Below are 18830 nucleotides of genomic sequence, written 5' to 3'. Positions count from 1 at the left end.
GAGCGGTGGCCGCTCCGAAAACCCTCCCCTACTTCATTCCCTCCAGGATTTCCCGGACCTGCCGCGCCCCAAGCCTGCGCAACCCCAAAAGCTTGGCTTTCTGTGTCCCCTTGGGAGTGGTGCCATGCTCCCAGTTGTACACGGCCTGCTTGTGGACGCCCACGAGCACGGCAAGCTCCGCCTGGGTGACGCCGAGACGCTTTCTCAGGGTTGCGACCGTGTCCTTCCGGAACCGGAACTTCCTGAGCGCCTTCTCGTCCGCCTGAAGGGATTGTTTCCCCACGCGGGCCAGGGTGGCCTTGTAGCGGGCGGAAATTTTTTCAAGTTGCGCCACCCTCCTTTTGAGATCGGCGCTGCTTCTCTTCAGTCGCGCGTTATCTTTTTTAAGTTGCTTGACGGCTGCGTTGATTTCCCGCCTGGCGATTCTTCTCACCTCGTCCTTGATGACGTCGGGCATGACAGACTCCTGTTTATTGAGATGAACGGTTCGTATTTTAGAGAACCAACACTATACCACAAGACGTTGAAAAAAAGAAAGGGGAAAATCGGAATAAAATAAGCACGCCTTTTGCTTACAGAGGTATATAATGCGATAGCAATCCGTGAATTCAAGCTAACATGGAGTAATAATCTTATGAGAAAAGCTTCTCGACGCGTGTTGGCGGCGGCGGTGGGGGGATTCCGGGGCGGCGACGAAGGCGAGGCCGCTTGGCATGTGGGACGGTTTGCGGTATCCTAAAGGCATGAGAAAACCGGTAGGCTTGGCATTGCTCGTTTTTGCGGCGACGGCGCTCGGCGCATGGGCCGAGGAAGCGAAAGCGGCGAAGCAGTACGTGCGCTTTGAGAGCGGGCACGAGCTCTTGATTTCCGACGTGCGCGAAGAGGGTGAGTGGATGATTTTTGAGCTTGCGGTCGGCGGGGAGATCGGCGTCGAGAAGGCGCGCATCCAGAAGGTCGGTGTCGCCGACGGTGAGGTTTTCGTCGTCGGCCCCATGGAGATGCTCGAAAGGACGGGAGCCGCCGCGGCGCGCGGGACGGGCCACGCGGCACACGGTTCTCCGGCCGATTCCACGCGCGATTCCCGAACCGAGACCACGGCCGGAGGTCTCCGGCAAGGCGCCATCGGCGGGGTGGGGGGCGCGGGCCAAAAAGAACCGGGCGAGGCCGAGCCTTCCTCGTCCAAAAGCAAACTCCCTCTCTCGGATGAAGAGAAAGAAGAACAACCAAGGACCGGGTTTATACTCAGTCTGGGCGCACCCGAAACCGTCTCGGCCGGACAGAGCTTTATAGTGGAGGTGGTTGCCTTGGGCGTGCGGGATTTGGGGTACGTCGGTTTCTACGTGAACTATCCTACGGCCCTTCTCGAAGGTGTAACGGTGCAGGACGGAGGCTTTATGTCCTCGGACGGCGAGCAAGCGTCGTTCCAAGCGAAAGTCCGGCAGGACAAGGGGCTTGTGATTGTGGGTGTCTCCCGCTTCTCGAAAACCGTGGGCGTAAACGGGTCGGGCACGGTGATGCGCATAGAATTCCGCGCGCTTGCGCCGGGCGACGCGACCCTATCGTTCACGAACGTGAGCGCCAAGACCGCCGCGCGCGCCAGTCTGCCGGTCACCTTGGTGGTGCCTGCTTCCGTCTCGATTGAATAGTTCAACCCGACCGACGCGCCGGGGCAAATCCTGCCGCCGCCCTCCCTGGGCCCGTTGACAAGCAAACTCCGGTCGGGAGAGGCACCTTCGGGGGCAAGCCTTATCGGGAATGGCACATAAGGGGGCATTTTCTGGGGTTTCATGCTATGCTCCAACGTAAATGTCTGCGTTTGCCCGGTCTTTGCGACTTCTTCTTCCGCGGCGGAAATGGCTTTTTGCCGCGCTGCTTTTGTTCGCGCTCGGAGCCGGGGTCGCCACGGGCTTTGTCCTCACGTACCTGCAGGACATGCCCCATGTGCGCGATTTGGAAAATTTCCGCCCCATGGAGTCGAGCTACGTCTATGCCGCCGACGGCTCGCTCCTTCATGAGTTTGCGGCCGAGCGCCGCATCTTCATCCCCTACGACGAGATACCGGGCCCCTTCATCGAGGCCGTCATTGCGACGGAGGATTCCCGCTTCTTCAAGCACTGGGGCGTGGATTTCGCGGGCATCGGGCGCGCCTTAATTCGCAACCTGCGCGCCCGCAGCATCGTGGAGGGCGGCTCGACCATCACGCAGCAGCTTGCCAAAGTCCTCTTTCTCACCCGGGAGCGGACGCTGCGGCGCAAGGTGCAGGATATCGTGCTGGCGTTCCAGATTGAGCGCCGCTATTCGAAGGAACGCATCCTGGAGCTCTACGCGAACCAGGTCTATATGGGAAGCGGCGTCTACGGACTCGAGGCGGCAGCGGGTTACTATTTCGACAAAGAGACCAGGGAGCTCACCATCGGCGAGACGGCGATGCTTGCAGGCCTTATCCGGAATCCGGGGCGTTACAGTCCCTTCAAGCATCCCGAACGCGCCTTGGCCCGAAGACGCATTGTGCTGCTGCGCATGGTGAGCGAGGACTATCTATCTCTCGAAGAAGCCGAGCGCATTGCGGAAGAATCTCTCCCCCTGCGCAAGCGTGCGCCGCAGGTCACGGCGGGGGACTATTTCGTCGAGGAAGTGCGCAAAACTTTGGCGCGGCGTTTTTCCGCGGAGGAAATCTTTGGTGGCGGCCTGCGCATCAGCACGACGCTGGATCCCGAACTCCAGCGCTGGGCGGAGGAGGTCCTTCAAGACGGTCTGCGCTCCCTCGACAAGAAATTCGGCGTCTACCGCGGCCCAGAGGAAAACGTTTCGGCCGAGCCCATGGAGCTTGACGCATACGAAGATCCTTCTTGGAAAGCGCTTTCCCCGCTGAAGGGGGGCGGGGGATTGGAACTAAAAGAAGGGGACATCGTCAGGGCGCTCGTGCTTGATGCGGCGCGCGGCCGCGTCACCCTGCGCGTTGGGGAGCGCGAGGGGACGCTCGACCGCTTCGGCGCGGCCTGGGCCAAGACTCGCGACTTCCGAAAAATTCTCAAGCGGGGCGACATCATCCTTGTCCGCGTGGAGTCCATTTCAAAGGACGGAGCGTTCCAAGCGGCTCTGGAGCAGGATCCCAAAGTGCAGGGGGCCTTTCTCGCCATCGACCCGGCCACGGGCGCGGTGCGCGCCATGGTGGGCGGCTATCGCTTCGAGGAGAGCCAATTCAATCGGGCGCGTCAGGCGCGCCGCCAGACAGGCTCTGCATTCAAGCCCATCATCTACGCCTCCGCCTTCGAACAGGGCTACACCCCCTCTGACGTGCTCTTCGACGAACCCACGGTGTTTTTCGACCGTGGCTCGGGCGTTCCGTATTTTCCCGAGAACCACGAACGCGACTTTAAGGGAATCACCACGCTTCGGCGTGCGCTCGAGCTTTCTCGAAACGTCGTCACGGTGCGTCTCCTCAACCGCGTCGGCATCCGCCGGCTCATAGACGCGGCAAAGCGCTTCGGCTTTCGCGGCCCCTTTCATCCCTACCCTTCGCTCGCCTTGGGCGCAAGCGAGGCCACGCTCGAGGAAATGGTCTCCGCTTTCGCCTCGTTTGCCAACGGTGGCGCCCGGGCGGCGCCGCACTGGATCACACGGATTGAATCGCCCATTTCCGGGGAGATAGAGGAATTTTTTCCCCGATTCAGCCGTGTCATCTCGCCGGAGGTGGCCTATGTGATGGCCCAGGTTCTGCGCGGCGTGGTGTTGCGCGGCACCGCCTACCGCGCCTCGGGGCTTCGGGGAGAGGTGGCGGGAAAGACCGGCACGACGAACGACTACACCGATGCATGGTTCGTGGGCTTTACGCCCGATTTGGCTGCGGGCGTGTGGGTGGGCTACGACACGAAGCGTTCGGTGGGACGCGGGATGGTGGGAGCGCGCGTGGCGCTTCCCATCTGGATGGAGTTTATGAAAAAAGTGCTTGCCCGTAGCGACGAGCCGTCTCAGCTCAAGCGCCCTCCCCGTGTGGTGCGCGTGCCCGTGGATCCCAAAACGGGCCTTCGGGCGACGCTCGAAAGCCGCTGCGCGAACATCTTTCTTGAAACCTTCGTCGAAGGCACGGAGCCTCAGAAAATCTGCTCCGATAGCGCCCACCGCCTCTTGGAGTTTTCGTGGAAAGAGCAGCGAAGGGCGGTTCTTTCAGGCGAGGCTCCGTTTTTCGCAAAGGCACTTTCCCTCCAGGCGCCTCACGCAAGCGAGACGCTTCGCTTTTTTCATGCTCTTCAGGAAAAAGACGAGGAAGAGGAAGAAGAGGAAGGGGAAGAAAAAGAAGAAAAAACGAAGGAGGAAGCCAAACGGGAAGAAGAAATTCGGCGCGAGATTAACCGTGTGCGAAGCCGCCTCTTCGCCGGCATTCCGGTCGCCGTTGAGGCCGTGGTGCAGTAGGGGTCAGTTGTCAGGAGCCAGGGGTCAGCGACCAAGGATCGGAGCTCAGGTCGAGAATTTTTCCTTCTGCTGACTCCTGGCCCCTAGTTGCCGATCCCTGACGGCTGGCGGCTGGTTACTCGGTTAGCTCGAACTCGATCGTCGCAGAGGCCGTTTCGGAAGGGTCGGAAGTATCTTTAATGACGATTTCGAAGCGGTAGGAGCCCTCGGGATATTGAGCGAGAAGATCCGCGGGCATATTGAAGCGGTACACATTTCCCACAAGGGGCTCTTTGTTGATTTTCTGGGGCTTAAGTTTTTGAAACACCAGCTGGTCCTTCATCTTAATCTCGCGCCGGAGCTCGACATCGTACGGGGCGTTTACCCTTGACTCTTCGCTCCTGGGGTTGTAGACCTGGCAGTAGACGGTGAGAGCGTCCTCGGCCTTCTTGGATAAAACGTTGTCGAAGCGGGGCACCACCACATGCTTGCCTCCGATGATAAGCGGCGTAAAGCTGCCCTTGGCCTTCAGGGCCTTGACTTCTTCGTCTCCGAGAGTCTTGACGCCTCCGCGCACCAAAACAGGCGTGGAAATCTGGGGATAGGGCGGATCGAGGGACGGAACTTCGAGGGAAAGCTTTTTGACGCTCGCTTTTTTCTTTTCCGATTCTTCCATGACGCCGACGAAAGCCCTGTAGCTTCCGGGCTTGAACGGAAGGGCGATCTGGAAGTACCGCGCCGTTTTGAGCCGCGAGTTTTTGGCATAGGGCAAGAGCTCGGCGTATTCATAGCCGGTGGCTTTTTCGTCCTCGGCGGAAGGTGCCGGCTCCGCGAGGGCGAAGGGGTCGTCTTCGGCGGGTGCTGGCGGCTCGGGAGGTTTTTCAAGGCGTATGCGCGTCGCCGCCGTGAGCGCGAGCTTTTCGAGAGGCACCTTCGAGGCGAGGTCCTTCGGACGGACACGCACCGTCAGAAGAAGCGTCGTGATGCCCGCATCTTCCGGTTTGAGCGATTTCAGAAACATCACGTGCTCGCTGAAGGGGAACCCTTCCCGGGGCTTTTCTTGTAGCAGGAGACCGTCGAGCGTCACTTCAGACTCAGGGGTTTCCGTGGCCGCCTGCTCGGCTTGGCTCAGGTCCATTATCTCGCGGAGTGCCCCCGTCGCGATGGAAGACGCCGGGCCGTCCAGGATGGACACGCGGGAGGCGAGCCGGTAGCTCGGCGAGTGCGCACGGCTCACGAACTCCACCTCGAAGTGCGGGCCAAGGGTGGTGTCGGGCAGGTTGTAGTACACCCATCGCTCGCGGCTCACGGCAACGTCGAAGCCTCCCGGCGACATGTGGCTGCGCTCGAAGGGTGTGAAGCGGTCGTCGGGTTCCCCGAGCAGCACCCATACCCGGCCCCGGTCGGAAAGGACTCCCGCGTCGGTGCGGCCGAACTCGCGCTGCGCCTCCTGGCAGCGCTGCTCGTACATGATGCGCGCCTCGTTCTGAGGCGTCGCGGGCGTGGGGTCACGGTCAGCCCAGAACGCATCCAGGATTTGTTGCCGCTTCTCATCGGTTTTCACATGGCGCACCTGCCGCCGCAGCTCCTGGTCTTCCTGATACGCAGGTAGGTTCCTAAGGCAGTCCAGGAGCATTTGGGGTTCTTTCGAGGAAGCGTAAGGCATACCCGCCAGGAAACATCCCGCCAAGAAAATGCTTGCCGTTACCTTGCCGCTTCCTTTCCTTCCGACGCGTCGGGGCGAGGTTCCGAAGGGGGATGGTGCAGAAATCATACGAAACGCTTAGAAATGATAGGTAAACGAAAACTCCCACTCCCGGCCAAAATCTAGCTCCCCGAAGAAAATGGCCTTGCGATTAAGCGGCCCCATTCTGCCCTCGTTCTGCCTCCGAAACTGTTGTAGTACCGCACTTTGATCCATCATGAACGCTTCGTTAAAGAGATTGCTGACCTCGAGGCCCAGCGTGCCCCAGCTCTCGCCCCATTCGAAATCCTTGATGAGGCTCAGATCCACGCGCCAGTGCGCCGGATTGCGGAAGGCGTTGCGTCCTTCTCCCAAATATCCTCCGCACAGAGGATAAGGACAAACGGTTTTATCGCTGTACACGTAGATCTGGGAGTAGGGAAGACCGGAGGCCCAGTTGACGATGGTGCCCACTCGAAAATCGCCGGGCAGGTAGTTCAGCAAGTTGATGTTCACCTCGTGGCGCTGGTCGTCTTCGAGAAAGCCCGCCTCCGGTACAAACGTAAGGCCCCAAGGAGCATACTCCAACCCTTCCTCGAACTCATTGATGTCTTCGGCAACGCCCGTAGAAATGATGTAGCTATAGTTAGCGTTCAATTCCCAGTTTCGGCTCATATACTTGGTCAGTATCACTTCCACCGATTCGAACGTCCGCGTCTCCCGGTTCGACAGGTCCCAGATGGCGCGGAAGTTTTTGTTCTTGCCTCCGGTCACGGTGAGATCGGTCGGATCGATCGGTCTAATATTGCCCTCTATGTCAAACGTTTGGTTGATATCCTCCAAGAAGGGTTGCTTGTAGGCCCGGCGGTTCGTGTAGCGGATGTCGACACCGAAAGTGTCCGTAATGTTGCGCGCCACGCTGACCGTCCACTCGTCGGTATAGGGCGTATCCAGCTCGCGGTCGAACAGGTAGTACTCGGGCAGTTGGTAGCAGTCGTAAAGGTGAGCCGTACTGTTCCAGTCGGGCTCCCCGAGCGGGGTGAAATAATTACATACGTCTTGCGGATTGTAATTTTGACTGAGGTAACCCGCGACCTCTTGGGTCGTGGTTTCCCAGCCCATGTAGCGTGCCAGTTGCCCGTACTGCCGGGAGAGGTTGAATCGCACCACCGTGTTCTCATCACCGTAGGGGCGCCAGATGGCGGAGAAGAACGCCGTGAAGTTGCCGTCTCCGAATCGGAGGGCTTCGCCGTCGGCGACGTAATTCATAACGCCGGGAATGTACTTGGTGACGTCGCTGACGCCGATAGTCTCGAAGTGATTTTCACTCGGGGTCTTCTTTATCGGCATGCAGCGCATATGGGTCGCCCTGTTGAAAGGATCCCCCGGATTCCAAAATTCATCGCTGTCGCTCGAAAGCAGGAATTCCCGGTCGAGGCAACCCGTATTGTTCCCGAGCTCTGATGTATCGAACCCAGACGTTGGCCGCAACGGACGGGCGCCACCAAAGGTCCCCCAGAAGTCGACGTACCCATCTGGGTCTCCTCGGTAGCCGAACGTGGTGAGACGTTGGTCCATATAGTTTCCGCCGAAGTTGAAGCTCCACCGTGGCGACACCCGCATCTCGTCCTGGGCATACAGGCCAAGCAGGCGCATCGTGTCCCTGCGCGGCTGGATGTACGGGACGGCCACTTCGACGTCCTGGGTCGCTTGTCCCGGCGCTTCTGCCTGCGGCGCTCGCTGTGCGTAAAAAAAGATCGGCTCCCAGCGTTCGTCGAAACGGTTGTCGTGATGTTCCACGCGAAAGCCGTAGGTGAACTTGTGGTCGCCGCCCCACCTCTTGTCCGAAAACTGCGTGAACCGCTCTTCCCATTGAAGAGACTTGTTTGTGAACGTGAACTGATTCGGCCACGGACCCATGACGAAATCGTCCACGCATGTGATGCTCTGCGTCGGCTCGGCAACGACTTTCAGCGCGCTGCATGGAATAATTTTGCTTTCATGCACCGATTTATAGGGCGCATCGCCGAGGTGATGTATCGTGGAGGCAACCGTGCTCTCGAGGCGGAGATCCTGGCCTAAGACCGACTGAGCCCGAAGCTCGAGCCTGTGCCGTTGATCCTTCTCGATGAAGTCCGACTCGGTAGGGATGAAGACACCGTACATTCTCGAATCGTAATTCCCATATGTGATGTATTTAAGGCGCTGCCCGAGATATTCGAGCTTGAACTTGTTTTTATCGTTGAGTTGATAGGAGGTGTTCAGCAAGATCGTGCGCCACCCGCCATCCTGCCCGTCGAACGTCTTGACTCCGGAAATCAGGCTTAATCCATAATCGCTGTAATCCCACTTGTAATAGATCAAGTTCATAAAAAACCACCACTTGTCCCGAAGGATCGGGCCCCCGAGCGTCATTTTCGGCTCTAGCCGATTATGCGTGAAGGTGGAAGGCCGAAGCCAACCCATGGCGCCGTTTCGGTCGAGAACGCCGGAGAGGATGCTGATGCCTACGCTCGATTCCCACTCGTTCTTGCCCTCCTTGGTAATGAGTTTCACCTGGCCGCCCTGGAAGCCGAACATCGTGGCGTCAAAGCCGCCCGTTGTAATCTGCATTTCCTCGATGGCCTCGGTGCTGATGTCAATCTGGTTGGCGCCGAAAAGGCCGAAGGGGTCCGTCATCGACGTACCGCCGACCATAACCTGGGTCTCGTAGTAGCGGGCGCCCCGGATGACGATCTCGCCCCTGTCGGTGATGGCGACCCCCGGCGCCTGCTCCACCAAATCCTGAAACTGGTCTCCCACGACGGGCAGGTTCTCGACCATTTCGGGCGAGATCCTTGTAATCGCCTTGGGGCTCTCCTCGATGGGCTTGCGCCTTCCAATAACGATGACCTCTTCCTTGATCTTCAGCTGGAGTTCGATGTCGCGCTTCGTGGGATCGCCCGTGTAGATGCGAAGCGGGATCCTCAACGGGGCAAACCCCGGAATATCCACCTCGAGGTCGTACATCCCCGGGTTGACATTGGAGAAGCTGTAGTAGCCGCCCCCGCGCGTAGTCTGGGGGCCGATGCGTTCTTTGAGGCCCTTCTGGTTGAGCCAGAGGCAGCACACGCCGGGCAGGGGCGTTCCCTCGGGCGTGGTCACGACCCCCTGCAGTGTTCCCTGAGCGAACGCGGCCCCCCCTGCAAGCACGGTAGAGAGCAAAAAGGCAAGCGCCGCTGTCCGCATCCAAGACCTTGGCTTGGCCATACATGTAATTATAGAATATGAGGCCGTGGGGAGTCAATCCTTGAGCCGTGTTTTCCGGGGAACGCGCCTTCGCGTCGGGACCCGGGGAAGCGCGCTTGCGCTTCATCAGGCGACACTGGTGCGCGCCGCGCTCGAGCGGAAATTCTCTGCCCTCGCCGTGGAAACCGTCATCATCCGCACCTCGGGGGACCGGATCCGCGGCCCCCTGACGGAGGAGGGCGGCAAGGGGCTCTTCGTCAAGGAGATCGAGGCGGCGCTTCTCCGGGGGCGCATCGACGTGGCCGTCCACTCCCTCAAGGACATGCCGGCGGAGCTTCCGCGCGGGCTGGCGATCGCCGGGGCGCTCCGGCGCGCCGACCCCCGCGACGCCCTGGTCTCCCGCTGCGGAAAGCCGCTGCGCCGCCTGCCCGCCTCGCCGCGCATCGGCACGGGGAGCCCGCGGCGGGCGGCGCTTTTGAAAAGCCTGCGCCCCGACGCCGTCATCCTGCCCCTGCGGGGCAACGTCCCGACGCGCATCGCCAGGCTTTCCGGTCCCGCAAAGCCGGGGGCGCTCGACGCCGCCGTCCTCGCCTGCGCCGGCATCGAGCGGCTGGGTTTCGGCGACCGCATCGCGGAAAGATTCCCTGTGCGCTCGTTCGTCCCGGCCCCGGGGCAGGGCCTCGTCGTGATGGAGTGCCGCAACCGGGACCGCGCGGTGCGCCGGATGCTCCGGGCGGTCACCCATCCCGCGTCATGGACGGAGGCCCGCGCGGAGCGCGCCTTCCTCGAGCGGATCGGCGGCGACTGCCGCCTCCCCCTCGGGGGGCTCGCTAGAATCCGCGGCCGGCGCATCACCATGCGCGCCTTCCTCGAGGCCGCCGACGGCTCGCTCGCCCGGGCGGCGCTCGCCGGCGACGCCCGCTTCCCCGAGCGCCTCGGCCGCGCCCTCGAGGCCGGGCTGCGGAAGGCGGGGCGCTAGCCGCCTACCGTCCTATCGTCCTAACAAGCCCCTGCCCTGCCCTGTCGTTTTTCCGCTTCATCCGCCGCCTCGGGTTCCCGGCTTCGTTTTTGGAAACGAACCCGAAGAAATCCTTTGTTTACACCACTTACTTGGGTTCGTTTTGTAAATTGATAGGGGGGAGGGGGTGCATCCTCCCCATGACCAATGACCGATGACCAATGACCGAATCCTTGCATACTATACGCGATATCCCGACCTCCGGTCGAGGACAAGCTCCATACGCGACACTTCATACTTATCCATGTATGCCGTTTCCGCGATTTGTCAAGCATTTTGCCGCTTTTGCCTAATTTGCCGCTTTTTCAGAAAGGGGCTAGGGGTTAGTCGTTAGTTCTTATCGACATTTACAACAGAAACATCCCTATGGTTTTTCCCTCCTAAGCGGGCAATATAAGCTTGACAATCAAATCTCTGCCCGCATGCGGTACACTGCTTCTTCAACTCATCATCAACACGTTGGTTAAGAGGTCTATGTCGCCTTGCAAGATCACCTCCGTCCACCTGATTAGGGTTATGCTCAAATTGTAAAGCAGTGCGTCGCAATTCCCTCACCTGTTCAAACGTCCATCTCTCTGCAAGGCGGACGATTTTCTTGGTAATCGGTACTGCAACCAATTGTTCTTGTTGTGTTCTTTCGTTAACGAAGAATAATACGCAACGCACAGGTAGATGCCCAGTCCTTTCCCTAAAAAGGCTGGCGTAGGTAAGTAGTTGCAGAATGAAATCCGAGAGGTATGGTGAGTTTGCTTGCGTCCCCTTGTATTCCCATATCTCCGTTTCACTAACTTGGGCTTGAGTTATCCTTCTAGCCACTCGCCCCCGAAGTTGATCCTCATCCGTCCATTCCCATGTGCGAGAATATCTTAACGGCTGATTGCTCTGAACAACGAGGTCAAGGATGCCCATCAACATTAGCTTCGATTTGCCACCAAAGTCGGCCGCAATCAGTTTCCGCACAGTGCGCAGTTCATACTCTGTGTGTGTTGCGCCTTCGACAGCTGCCTTGACAGCCGGATGCATACGGCGACGCGGGAAAAGATTCTTTAGAACACGCTCGATAGTTTCAGCTTTGGATTGAAAGGTGGTGCGGATTCCATGTGCCCAAAGCACTCTGAAAAACTTATTTAACTGGATCTCTAATTCTGCACGTTTAGCATGAATTTGGTTTTGCCGATAACATCGTGTAAGCCATTCCATCGCGTGGTGGATCAGTCTTCCTTCCATCGCTTGTACTTGTTCATACGGATGGAATTGCGCGTGTTTCTCATACGCCCACGCCCGGGGGCAGCGGCGATGCGCCAACAAGTCGCCAGTATATGAAACCTGTAGCACGTCATTCATAAGGTCCACTCCTTCACTATTACAGTTGAGACATCTGGATGTGGTGACCCAGATCGTTGCTGAAACAGTTGGTTTATTGCCTGATTCTCGTTCATGTATGCAAATCCAGCGGGGTCGTTAAGCAAGGTCAATGATTGGCGAGCACGCGTCATTGCAACATACACCTCGCGCTCCCTATCTGCTTCTGATAACTGTTTTACTATCTTAATTCTTGTAGTAGCGATTCCGTTCACTATACGATAACGTGTATTTTCACCGCTGAACAATTTAGTTCTTAAAACCGGTGTAATATCTGGGGTACGGCCCATGCCTGCAACATACACATGATCGAATTCAAGTCCTTTTGCCTGATGAAACGTAATAAGGAGAACAGCATTATCCTCAAACGATTCGACCTCCAAATCATCCATTCCGGCACTACCCACGAGCGCCCCGAAGTACCCGAGGAAATCCCAAAAACGGTCAGGCCATACATATTTATTGCCTTGCATGCTTACTTCAAGAGGTTGATCTATAGAATCCCTTGTCAGCCTCGTCGGAGCGATGTTTGCTTCCATCAACTGGGTAAAAAGCGCTTGGCGAAACATCTCCATCGTGAAGCCCGAGTTGCGAAAAAAAGGTCGAGACAGCAAACGATAGACCAACCCTGCGAGCGTTAATCTAGGTTGCCTTCTTCTATTGGGGGCGGCAAGATTAGCCCGGATATCATCAATAAGTCGGAGCAGTGGTTGGCGGTCTGTAGGTGTTGGTCCTATGCCACGCCCTCCATCGTTGCGGAATTTTTTCTGGAAATCTATGTGTTTTTGATTAATGAGATGGGTTGGTGGTTGGGACAACGCTGCACGGCTTTTGTCTGGGTCATCAGATGATGCCCATACCATCACACGTCTGCCGTTTCTGCCCACTGGTTCTTCTGTAATGGGATCGATAAGATATGAAATTAGACCAAGTAACATACCGACCGGGCTTTCCGGTTGTGCGGCAGTCTTATTCCGCGGGTTATACACTCGAATATCTTTATTCTCCACCGCTTGTCGGAGCGTGAGCGCTGGTGCTGACCAATCATATCGACGTGAAGAACGCTCGCTTGCACTAAAAAGAAGAATGGCCACTGAAGGTGGTATCTGCTGTCCAGTAATCGGTACTCGACCAACACCCAAGTGCTTAAGTTCGCTTGCAACTGCCTCCGAAAGTTCCAGCCAGGAACCTTCCAGCAGTCGAACTGCTGCTCCTGACGGTGCGTTAGACTCTGCCTGAATATTTTTCGGCATTGACAGTGAAGGTAATATGGTTCTGTTGCGAAATGCCTGAGTGAAGGCCACTATGGTTTTCGTACTTCGGTGATTAACTTCAAGACGCTCAAGCCTGTGCGAAATACTGTGCCGCTTGCAGAAAGGTTCGATACCTTGAAAGCAGGCTAGATCCGAACCACGAAACCTGTATATTGCCTGATCATCGTCCCCAACCACAGTAAGGCGCATTAAAGGATTTCTTAACCATCCTGTATGAATCATAAATTGGATTGGGTTGGTGTCTTGAAATTCATCAACAAACACATGTCGAAAATGGGCAAGGAGGTCATTTTGGTGAAAGAGAAATAGTTTCTGGATTGTAGTAAAATCAGTCAAGTTATTCCTAATGAGATGATCCTCTCTCCATCGCCGTTCGAGCTCAACCAACTCATCAGTCAGGCCAGTTATCCCATGAACTTGTTCCACGCCATTGTCGCATCTAGGTGGCCCGGCACATCGCGATTCCCATGTTTCTATATGTTGAGCGATCAAAGTTTTGATAAATTCAACTCGCTCCATATTGTTTGCAGGCCAGGCAGAATCTTGATCCCAGGGTGGCCGAAAAAGAGCCACAAGCTCTTCGTAGTTCAGTAAACGATTAAGTAATCGTTGACGGCCAGCTAAATAGCCAATAACGAAGCGGTAATTTCGGACTAGTCTGACAGAAGACTCTACATCATCAATTAATTGAATACCGTCCGCCACATAACTATCGCTAAACTCTGCAAGTAAAGAGTCGCACAAACTATGAATTGTGCCGATGCGGACGTCATGCACATGCGGATCATCTATAACAATCGTTAGCCGACGAGCTTGGTCTATGAAAGCATCACAGCGTTCTACAAGGCGAACTTGTAATTCTGTTGCCGCACGACGAGTAAATGTCGTTACCAGAAGTTGGGTTGCCGGTGTTCCAAGAACGAAAAGTTCATATAACACTCGCCATGTAAGCATTTCAGTTTTGCCTGACCCCGGACCGGCCAGTATCTGCAATACGCGGTCAGTATCAAGAACCTCTATGATTGAACGTTCAGGGCAAGTTGACGGTAATGGTCGTCGCCCTGCCTGAGAGAGAACGTTATTGAGGATATCGAAAAAGCGAGCCCCAACTTGGGTTGTCCTATTACTGCTTGGACCCATGGGTTATTTCCTGTTAACTTCTGTCAGCGTTTGCTCGCCGCACAGTTACTGAGTTTTCGTGCAGATTTTCCTGCTTAATCCAGGTTGCCCGAATGCGAGACGCTTTTACCGTGAAGCACTCTATGGTAAAACACCCAAGTATTATGAAGCCAGCGACGCTTGTTGCGGTTCGCGCCTCGAAACACAACAACATGAATGCCCGCGGTTCTGCAGAACGGGCAAGAGCACTTTTGCCAAGGTCGGTCCTTGAGAAGTTGCGTGTGCTTGTCCGCAAAGTGGTTATCTTCATATTTACGATCTAACAGTGGGCCATACTGGTTTATGCTTTTTGTCACTAGTGTTTTGGCCGACGGTTTTTTATCGCAGGCTTTGATAGCATCTAGACAGCGCCGTTCCATTGTTGCCAAGGCTTCTTCCGAAAGGCCATCTGTATCTGCTACTAGGCGCATTCGCTTCGAGGTGCTTATCGGAACCCTAATGGTTCCGTACCAGCGACCACCATCAGGAGCCAAGTAGTTCTGATCTGAACGAAGCCAAGCCTTGCGGAAGTAGGAAGCACTGTCAAAGCTCGACACCCCCAACTCTCTGAAAATCGGCTGCAGCTTCGGTCGCAGGATTCCAAAAAGATGCAGCCACACGTTCTCCCGGCGTGTCCGGGTCCTTGTTTGCAAAGCTTTCCTAACTGCACAGAGGATTTCTAAAATGTCATCGTCCGTCCGAGGAACGAGCCCGCCGAGAGCTATATGCTCGTAGCCCATGTCGAGGTAATCATGTACGCGCTCAACATACGAACGCGTGCCAATGCCTTGAATCACACCGATAGGTGTGAAGCCATAGTGACGCCTTTTGCAGACTCGAAGGAACTTCTCAGCATTGTCTCGCGTGAGACGCATTCGAGCATATCGGGCACTCTTTGAGAGTGTCTTCTTATGTACGGTACCGTCGTCGTGGCGAATTGAGATTTCAGGTAACGGGATGTGATCGACCGAGACACCCATGTCGAAACCGAACTTGTGATATAGCTCAGCGGCTCTCTCCGGCGTGAAGGGCGGCTTGGCCTCACCCACAAAGGAGAATGCCCCGCAATCCCCTAGGAGGAGAATGTCACTGGGGATGCGTAGGCGTCTTCGTAGCCGGACGCGGCCGTCAAGGCCATCAGTCAACCGGTGAAGGGCTCCCTTCCCGACGTGGATGTGGGATAAGCTCAAGAGGATGCCGTTGAACGGACTGCGATTACCACAGGCTTCATGCGCATAGGTTTTCGTTCCCTTGATGGCTTCGGCCTCGTCGGAATTGAAGGGTTCATAGATGAAATCATCCCAGTCAGGAAAAAAGTACAGATAAGACTGGGCTTTCTTCGAGCAGCCTTTCACACTTGCCGTCCGGCATCGAAGTCCCTCCAGCCACTGCTTCATAGCCTTCATCTTCATACCGATGGGGCCGGGAGCGAAGGTGATTTTGGAGCGTCTGAATACCTTCTTCAAGCCATCCACTGCAGGAAGGTAATCCTTTCCAAGATTGACGAACACCGTAGCAGGTGCGGGGATTCTTCGAAGTTCAGCCAGAGTGCGCTTGTTGAGTTTTCTTGCCGCGTCTTTGTCAAGTCGCATTTCGTAGGGTTCGATCAACGTGGTCGCGTCGATCAAGCCGTACTTGGCCGAGAGAATCTTGATTTGCAGTCCGGGCGGCCATCCGCGTTTTAAGAGAATTTTTCTCAAGACGCGAAAGTTGACGCCGTCATAGAGATGAATAGCCGGGGCGGGTGATCTGTTCTGATTCTTAGTCTGAGAGCAAGCAAGTATAAGAAGGTTAGTCGAAGCTTTCACTGCTTACTCCTCCCAATAAAAAGCGCCGCTGCCTGGCGTCTCGCAGACTCGGACCTTGGAAATGTGGACTTGGCCACTGTTTAATTTCCGGGAAAGCTCACGATAAAGGTATGCTGCTATGTTTTCTGAACTAGGATTTTCATTTTGGAACTCTGGAAGTTCGTTGAGATCAGTATGGTCAAGATTTTTCAGAACTTCTTTTACAGAAGCCTTTATGTCTTTGAAATCAATCCCAATGCCTACTTCATTAAGTTCTTCACAAAGAACATAGACATCTACAATCCAATTGTGGCCATGGGGCTTTTCACACTCGCCGGGGTATCCTCGCAGATGGTGTGCTGCTGAAAAGTGTGTTTGCACATAGATTTCGTACCGAGGATTACCGCTCATCGTTGTGCCTCCTTCGCCTTATTGTTGAGTGCTTCGATATCAAGTCCCGGGGATTCGTTGAGTTGTTCTTCAAATTTCTTGACACGTGTGTAATACAAGGCGCACAACCCACCTACACAGAGAAAAAATATAATGAGAGGTAAGCACCACAGGAACAATTCCAGCATCATTCTTCCCTCAATCGCGGGTGCCTCACAAGTCACGAAATGATAGATAAGCGCTATACCCGCAATCCCAGCAGCAAGAAATCCCTGTAGCCTGAAGTGCATTAAGCTAGCACGTTTTTTGGGATGTTTTTTAAAAAACGGAAGAATATCCTTGAGATCTTCCCTTTTTAAGAACTCTCTCTCTATGTTGATGACGATCGCGATGTTCCTGTTGAACCAGAGATTCGCATCGATTGCATGACCGAATAGCCAGGCACAGAGAAGAATCAGCAAGATGGACGCAATTTCTTCTGTAAGGACATGCCGCTCGACAAGCGAGAAGATTGCTATGGCACCAACAACGACGCCAACTGACTGCCATACCACGAGGATGTGACGATTAATATTGTTCCATAGTTCCTGATACATTATTAACAGAAACTTTTTCCGAAACTGGGCATCATTTTGAGCAGTATTTTCGGACTGCCCTGGTGTTCCTGCCTGAGTTTCAGCGCGAGTATCAGTCATCTTGATCCTACCTCTGTCTATCTGTCTGGGGTAAAAGTTTAACTGAAATCCTTTGCGATTCCAAGATAATTCGTATACTGCTCGGCGTCATCCCAAGTTGATGGGCCCAATTTGTTTTAATTGCAAAAGCATTACCAGTATACACAAGGATTCGGGAAAATCAAGCTTTCTTATACGAATATGATAAGAAAAATTCCGCTCGCCAACCCCTTCCCGCACCAACCGAAGCAGAAATCAGGAGTACCTCGCTCCGCCGAAGCGGCTACGCGAAGGCGAGTAGTGTATAGTGTATGGAGCAAAAAGTAAGGAAACAACCAATGCCGTCACGGGACATTGTGGAGAGACTCAAGGCGGGAGAGAGGCTGCTCATGGACGGAGCCACGGGCTCCGAGCGGAGCAAGACCCACCAAGCACCCCTGAAATCGATTCCTCGACTTGGCTCGGAATGACAGGCTAACGGCTCCCCCCTGAACTCCGAACTCGCTTGCCCCTACCCCCTAACTGCTAATCCCTAAACCCTATCCCCTATCCCCCGGCCGCTGATCCCTGACGGCTGGCTGCCATCCATCAACTTCGCGTCGTCAGGCGACGAGGTCAGCATGCTCACTACGTAGCCGGCGACGAGCGAGAAGGCGAACGCGGGGACCATCTCGTACAGGAACCAGCCCAGCGTGAGGTTCCAGACGATGGTGGTCAGGATGCCGACCAGCATGGCCGCTACGGCCCCCTTGAGGTTCATCTTCCGGTAAAAGAGCGAGAGGATGATCACCGGGCAGAAGGCCGCCGCGATGCCGCTCCACGCGAACAGCACGAACCAGTAGACCAGCCCCTCTACGTACAGCGCGATGATCGCGAAGACCAGGCTCAGGATCCCTATCGAGATGATAAGCGCCTGGCTCAGGCGCACCACGACCCGCTGGGGGGCCTCGGGGCGGAAGATTTTCTGGTACACGTCGCGCACGACCGCCGAGGTGGAGAGGATGAGAAGCGAGTCGGCGGTGGACATGATGGCCGCGAGCACCACGGCCACGAGGAGGCCGGTGAGCACCGGGCCGAACAGGGTGTTGACCAGCGTGGGGTACACGGCCTCGTGGTCCCCGAGGGGCCCGATGAGGGCCCGGCCCGACATGCCGCTCAGCACGGCGCCGCAGTCGGTCAGTATGGTGAATATGACGGCGATGACGGCCCCGGCCCGCAGTTTCCTGCGCGACTTGACGGCGATGAACCGCACGAAGAGCTGCGGGGAACCGAGGAAGCCCAGCCCGGGCCCCATGAGGCCCACGATGGCCCCGAGCCCGATGAGCACGGAGTCTTCGGCGCCCCACGCCGTCAGAAGCGCCGGGTCGATCGCATGGAGGCGCTCCACCATCACTCCCCACCCGCCGAGCTTGAAGATGGCGATGATGGGCACTATCACCAGGCCGAACACCATCATCAGGCCCTGCAGGAGGTCGGACCACGCAACCGCGCGGAACCCGCCGGCGACGGTGTAGATGACCACGATGACCAGCCCCACGACCGCCCCCGTGGCTTTGTCCCACGCCAGGAAGGAATGAAACGCCTTCCCCGTCGCGGTCAGCTGCGCCGACAGGTAGGCCACCACCATGGTCACGATGACCACCGCCGATATCCACCTGAGGACGTGGCGGGTGTCGCGGAAGCGGGACTCGAGGTAGTCGGGCACGGTCACAGAGCCGTAGTGGTCCGTGGCGGCCTTGAAGGGGCGGACGAGCACCGTCCACGCGATGAACTCGCCCATCAGCTCGCCGAACGCGATCCAGAACGCCTTGGCGCCGATAAGGTACCCCATGCCGGTCACGCCCAGGAGGAGCCACCCGCTCT

General features: G+C 56.4%; 12 protein-coding genes. 3 read left to right on the top strand and 9 right to left on the bottom strand.

Features of this window, described 5'->3' with window-relative positions; genetic code table 11:
* Window positions 1-28: 28 nt before the first annotated feature.
* The gene (locus JSV08_07735) at window positions 29-457 is read right to left on the bottom strand and encodes a helix-turn-helix domain-containing protein (protein UCF80392.1); all 429 of its coding nucleotides are present in this window, start codon (window positions 455-457) and stop codon (window positions 29-31) included.
* A 286-nt stretch (window positions 458-743) separates the two neighbouring features.
* Between JSV08_07735 and JSV08_07730 the strand changes: the two genes are divergently transcribed.
* Both JSV08_07730 and JSV08_07725 read left to right on the top strand, forming a co-directional pair.
* A complete protein-coding gene (locus JSV08_07730) occupies window positions 744-1646 on the top strand; it encodes a hypothetical protein (GenBank protein ID UCF80391.1) in 903 nt (300 codons plus the stop codon).
* Window positions 1647-1806: 160 nt separating this feature from the next.
* Window positions 1807-4413, top strand: coding sequence for a PBP1A family penicillin-binding protein (locus JSV08_07725; GenBank protein ID UCF80390.1), 2607 nt, complete (start codon window positions 1807-1809; stop codon window positions 4411-4413).
* Window positions 4414-4528: 115 nt separating this feature from the next.
* Here JSV08_07725 and JSV08_07720 read toward each other — a convergent pair whose 3' ends face one another.
* Window positions 4529-6058, bottom strand: coding sequence for a GWxTD domain-containing protein (locus JSV08_07720; protein UCF80389.1), 1530 nt, complete (start codon window positions 6056-6058; stop codon window positions 4529-4531).
* A 117-nt stretch (window positions 6059-6175) separates the two neighbouring features.
* Entirely contained in the window at window positions 6176-9325 is a 3150-nt protein-coding gene (locus JSV08_07715; GenBank protein ID UCF80388.1) for a TonB-dependent receptor, read from the bottom strand.
* A gap of 40 nt (window positions 9326-9365) precedes the next feature.
* Here JSV08_07715 and hemC point away from each other — a divergent pair, with 40 nt between their 5' ends.
* Entirely contained in the window at window positions 9366-10283 is a 918-nt protein-coding gene (gene hemC, locus JSV08_07710; protein UCF80387.1) for a hydroxymethylbilane synthase, read from the top strand.
* A 369-nt stretch (window positions 10284-10652) separates the two neighbouring features.
* On the opposite strand, the gene JSV08_07705 is transcribed toward hemC, so the two are convergent.
* The 6 genes from JSV08_07705 to JSV08_07680 form a co-directional block, all read right to left on the bottom strand.
* Window positions 10653-11666 carry a PD-(D/E)XK nuclease family protein gene (locus JSV08_07705; GenBank protein ID UCF80386.1) on the bottom strand — a complete coding sequence of 338 codons (1014 nt, stop codon included), beginning with the start codon at window positions 11664-11666 and terminating at the stop codon, window positions 10653-10655.
* The gene (locus JSV08_07700; GenBank protein ID UCF80385.1) at window positions 11663-13951 is read right to left on the bottom strand and encodes an ATP-dependent helicase; all 2289 of its coding nucleotides are present in this window, start codon (window positions 13949-13951) and stop codon (window positions 11663-11665) included. Before JSV08_07700 ends, JSV08_07705 begins: the two co-directional genes overlap by 4 nt.
* Window positions 13952-14172: 221 nt before the next feature.
* On the bottom strand, window positions 14173-15924 hold the full coding sequence (locus JSV08_07695) for a hypothetical protein (protein ID UCF80384.1): 1752 nt from the start codon (window positions 15922-15924) through the stop codon (window positions 14173-14175).
* 3 nt (window positions 15925-15927) lie between these two features.
* The gene (gene queD / locus JSV08_07690) at window positions 15928-16314 is read right to left on the bottom strand and encodes a 6-carboxytetrahydropterin synthase QueD (protein ID UCF80383.1); all 387 of its coding nucleotides are present in this window, start codon (window positions 16312-16314) and stop codon (window positions 15928-15930) included.
* Complete coding sequence (locus JSV08_07685) at window positions 16311-16988, bottom strand: hypothetical protein (protein ID UCF80382.1); 678 nt, start codon at window positions 16986-16988, stop codon at window positions 16311-16313. Before JSV08_07685 ends, queD begins: the two co-directional genes overlap by 4 nt.
* 511 nt (window positions 16989-17499) lie before the next feature.
* On the bottom strand, window positions 17500-18830 hold a 1331-nt coding region (locus tag JSV08_07680; protein ID UCF80381.1), incomplete at its 5' end, for a sodium/proline symporter.

The organism is Acidobacteriota bacterium, assembly GCA_020349885.1.
In the GTDB taxonomy this organism is placed as follows: domain Bacteria; phylum Acidobacteriota.
Note: the sequence above shows the minus strand (reverse complement) of the source record. Positions and strands in the feature narration are given on the sequence as shown.

What these genes read in the sequence shown, in the direction of transcription:
- queD (UCF80383.1), bottom strand. Translation starts at nt 16,314, where the DNA reads ATGAGCGGTAATCCTCGGTACGAAATCTATGTGCAAACACACTTTTCA.
- JSV08_07725 (UCF80390.1), top strand. Translation starts at nt 1,807, where the DNA reads ATGTCTGCGTTTGCCCGGTCTTTGCGACTTCTTCTTCCGCGGCGGAAA.
- JSV08_07735 (UCF80392.1), bottom strand. Translation starts at nt 457, where the DNA reads ATGCCCGACGTCATCAAGGACGAGGTGAGAAGAATCGCCAGGCGGGAA.
- JSV08_07720 (UCF80389.1), bottom strand. Translation starts at nt 6,058, where the DNA reads ATGCCTTACGCTTCCTCGAAAGAACCCCAAATGCTCCTGGACTGCCTT.
- JSV08_07705 (UCF80386.1), bottom strand. Translation starts at nt 11,666, where the DNA reads ATGAATGACGTGCTACAGGTTTCATATACTGGCGACTTGTTGGCGCAT.
- JSV08_07685 (UCF80382.1), bottom strand. Translation starts at nt 16,988, where the DNA reads ATGACTGATACTCGCGCTGAAACTCAGGCAGGAACACCAGGGCAGTCC.
- JSV08_07715 (UCF80388.1), bottom strand. Translation starts at nt 9,325, where the DNA reads ATGGCCAAGCCAAGGTCTTGGATGCGGACAGCGGCGCTTGCCTTTTTG.
- JSV08_07730 (UCF80391.1), top strand. Translation starts at nt 744, where the DNA reads ATGAGAAAACCGGTAGGCTTGGCATTGCTCGTTTTTGCGGCGACGGCG.